This window comes from Wolbachia endosymbiont of Drosophila bocki (assembly GCF_028982005.1).
Classification (GTDB): Bacteria; Pseudomonadota; Alphaproteobacteria; order Rickettsiales; family Anaplasmataceae; genus Wolbachia; species Wolbachia pipientis.
The window spans coordinates 1-3,929 of record NZ_JAPQLG010000056.1 but is presented as its reverse complement, the minus strand read 5'-3'; the positions used below and the strand labels follow the sequence as shown (position 1 = coordinate 3,929).

The following is a 3,929-nucleotide window of genomic DNA, read 5'->3' as shown; positions in this document are numbered from 1 at the left end:
GCAATATTTGAATACATAGAAATTTTTTATAACAAACAACGTCACTATTAACTATTGCATTCCAGAACAACTTGATGCATCATTCTTTTTGTAAAAAACATTCCACACTTTCTCTCCACTTTTTCTGGGTAAGGTCACTTTTCCACTGATCATATTTAATCGCCATAACTTTACTCCTACTTTAACAATATTTTAATTATCATATATTATGGCAAGAAAGTCAACCCTACCTAATTTTGCTTAGTAAGCACACTAACTATGAAACAATCTATATTACCATCAAAAACAGAATTTATATTGCCCACTTCATGTCCGGTTCTTAAATCCTTCACCATTTGATATGGATGCATAACGTACGATCTGATCTGATTGCCCCAGCCTATATCGCATTTTTTACCATATTCTTCAGCCATCTTTTGTTCTTTCTTTTCCAGTTCAATTTGGTATAAACGTCCTTTAAGTAATTTCAATGCCTCATCTTTATTTCTGTGTTGAGAACGACCATTTTGGCATTGAACTACAACACCAGTTGGAATATGCGTAATGCGTACTGCACTTTCAGTTTTGTTCACATGCTGACCGCCTGCTCCGGAAGCACGATAGGTGTCGATCTTTAGATCCTTTTCATCCACAGCAATATCAATTGAATCTTCTATCACTGGAGTTACTCCTACACTTGCAAAACTGGTATGACGTTTACCATTTGCATCAAACGGCGATATTCTAACCAGCCTGTGAATTCCACTTTCACTTTTTGCCCACCCATAAGCTTTTTCTCCAACGATTTTTATCATTGCGGACTTTATACCAACCGACTCTCCTTCTAATTTTTCTACAACTTCAACTTTAAAGTTATGATAAATTTCTGCCCACCTTACATACATGCGCACCAGCATTTCAGCCCAATCATTGCTCTCTGTTCCACCAGCTCCTGAGTGGATTTCTAAAAAGCAGTCATTATTATCTGCTTCACCAGTAAATAAGGATTCTGTTTCTTTACACTTGATTAATTTTTCTAACTTTACCAGTTCATTTTCAACTTCAGAGAAAAATTCTTCATCATTCTCATCAATAGCAGACTTCATTAAGCTAATGGCATCGTTGTAATCGCTTTCCAGCTTTAAAAACAACTCTACGTCATTCTTAATTTTAGAACGTTCTTTTAAAACTTCTTGTGCTTTTTGGTTATCTTGCCACAAATCATCATTCGACGCTTGGGAATCCAGCTCTTCAAGACGCAACTTTAATTTTTCTATGTCAAAGACACCTCCTGATAAGAGAAATACTTTTATTTAAGCTTTGAAAGTGTTCGAGAATTTCTGAATAAGTTTTCATTATACTTTAGATTTTAATATATTTACTATCAATAACAATAACAGTAAACAAAATAGAAATTTAACCATATGATAGTTAATTTAAATAATTTCATTATACTTTAATGTTTAAGGAAATCAAGCGCGTATATTTATTAAAAGATAAGGTAAAGTAATGAATATTAAAATAAGTTCTCATTATGGTTTAGACAAAAAGGCTATTGATGACTTAATAGAGTCACTTGATAACGAGGAGCTAGAAAATGTTCATAATATTGTAAAAACGATAGACAGTGTTCAGTTAGCTTATTTTTTATCTACTTCAATCAGTGATCACAGGGAGAAATTAGTTAATATCCTCGATCAACATTTGTTAAGTGATGCCCTAGTGCATGTAGTGCCAGATTTACAAATAGAGATCATAGAAACATTGGGAATAGAAAATACAGCAAAGTTACTAATGCTCCTTGATGTAGAAGATATAGTAACCATAGTGAAAGATTTAGATAGAAAGTCTGTAGAAAATATACTTTACTATTTGCCCAGCAAGACTCAGAAATCAGTAGAGGAGTTGCTATCATACCCAGAAGAAAGTGCAGGGAGGTTAATACATAAAGATATGGTTATAGCTCCATATTATTGGACAATAAATCAACTGACAGAATTTGTGTGCAACTATAAAAAAATACCAGAAAAATTTCACCAGGTATTCATTATCAACTCAAAATTAGAGCCTATAGGCAGTGTTAATTTAAATAAGGTAATATCTCACTCAGGAGACACAATAATAAAAGAGATAATGGATCATGACATAAAAATCATTAAAACTGGAGTAGACCAAGAGGAAGTAGCAAGAATATTTAAAGATTACTCTCTATTATCAGCTCCGGTAGTAAATAAGAATGGTAAAATTATTGGTGTGATCTTAATTGAAGATGTGATAAAAGTTGTTCAACAAGAAACAGAAGAGGATGTACTCAAAATAAGCGGTGTATCTTCTAAAGCCGATATAAATGCCCCTATACATAAAACTGTAATTAAAAGGCTACCTTGGTTACTGTTTAACCTCTTAGCTGCAACAATGTGTTCCATAGTAGTTGGCTTTTTCGATGATGTAATAAAAAGTTTTATAGTGCTGCCAATAATCATGCCGATAATTGCATCAATGAGCGGAAATGCAGGATCCCAAACAGTAACGCTAACCATCCGGGCAATCGCAACAAAATATCTAACTGAGCAAAATGCAAAAAGAATACTGATGAAAGAATTTTTAATAGGTCTTATAAACGGGGTGATCTTATCTACTATTTCATTAGTAGTGTTAGCAATAAGGTTTCACAACTTCAAAGTGGAGATGATTTTTGTGGTCTCCATGATTATGATGTCAATTATTGCAACGTTCATCGGAACTTTCATTCCTATAATGCTTCACCGTTTAAAGTCTGACCCTGCCGTTTCTTCTTCAATCCTAACATCGGCAACAACTGATATTCTCTCAGCTTTTATATTTCTTGGTTTAGCTACGATCTTTTTATTAAATAGCTAATACTATCTATAGCTATACCGCCGCGAACCGTCATGCCGCGATTCATTCGCGGTATCTCTTAGCATAGATCCCGCTAACAAGTAGCGGGATGACGAGAAAGGGGCTACTTGGATGACATTCTTCCTGGTGTGCCCAAATCACAATGTTCGTACATCTGTGGATTTATTCGCGGTATAGATTCCGCTAACGAGTAGCGGAATGACGGTTTTTCAAATTGTCGTAAGTCAGTTTAGCTATAATATCAAATTTCACAACTTCACCAACTATTTCTTTCTATTAAATAAGAATAAATTGCCTATACAAAAATAGATTGGCAATATTTCAAGTCTGCCAAGCAGCATTAAAAACGATAGAAATAATTTTACTTCATTACTGAAAGAGGAATAATTACCCGAAGGACCTATTAAGTTGCTGAACCCTGGACCAGAGTTTGTAAGCGTTGCAGAGATTGAGCTGATGCTAGTTATAAAGTCTGCATTGCTTAAGTAAGACATCACTACTGATGAAATGGTAAACGTTAACATGAAAATTGCAAAAAATATAAAGACAGAATGAACTTCATCATTCTCCAGGGTTTTTCCATTGAATTTTACTCTATTGTCTGCACCTGGGTTTAATAAAAGGTAAAAGTAATTTCTTATAGATCTTAAAAGAACAATCAAGCGGAAGGTTTTGACACCGCCACTTGAAGAACCACTACATCCACCAACAAAGGTGAGAAAAGAAGCTAAGACTGAAATGAAACTCCAATCTATATGATTACAGATTCCATAACCAGTTAACGTAATCAAGGAAGCGATGGTAAATGTGCTGCATCTAAATGATAATGACACTCCTAAATCAACATTTTTATACAACCAAAAACAAGCAAATAAAGATGAAACAATAGCTATCTTAAAAAAGTAAGAGACCTGCTCATCATAGCAAATGTCTAATCGTCTTATAATTTTTAAATAGCTAAGAAAAGGCAGAGAACCCAAAATCATAAAAATGATCGTTATGACTTCTAAGAACCTGTTTAAAATCTTCGTAATAGGAGAGAAATGAAGGAAAGGACAATCATTTGCAAG

3 protein-coding genes are annotated in these 3,929 nt (G+C 34.0%); 1 reads left to right on the top strand and 2 read right to left on the bottom strand.

Annotated features, from left to right (window positions below; genetic code table 11):
- Nucleotides 1–230 precede the first annotated feature (230 nt).
- A protein-coding gene (gene prfB / locus OZD61_RS01110) for a peptide chain release factor 2 (protein WP_274979536.1) occupies nucleotides 231–1,335 on the bottom strand; the annotation gives its coding sequence in 2 pieces (ribosomal slippage) (nucleotides 231–1,259 and nucleotides 1,261–1,335; 1,104 coding nt in all).
- Nucleotides 1,336–1,488: 153 nt separating this feature from the next.
- Between prfB and mgtE the strand changes: the two genes are divergently transcribed.
- A complete protein-coding gene (gene mgtE / locus OZD61_RS01105) occupies nucleotides 1,489–2,859 on the top strand; it encodes a magnesium transporter (RefSeq protein WP_274979535.1) in 1,371 nt (456 codons plus the stop codon).
- A gap of 263 nt (nucleotides 2,860–3,122) precedes the next feature.
- Here mgtE and OZD61_RS01100 read toward each other — a convergent pair.
- The coding region (locus OZD61_RS01100; RefSeq protein ID WP_274979534.1) for a potassium transporter TrkG at nucleotides 3,123–3,929 on the bottom strand (807 nt) is incomplete at its 5' end.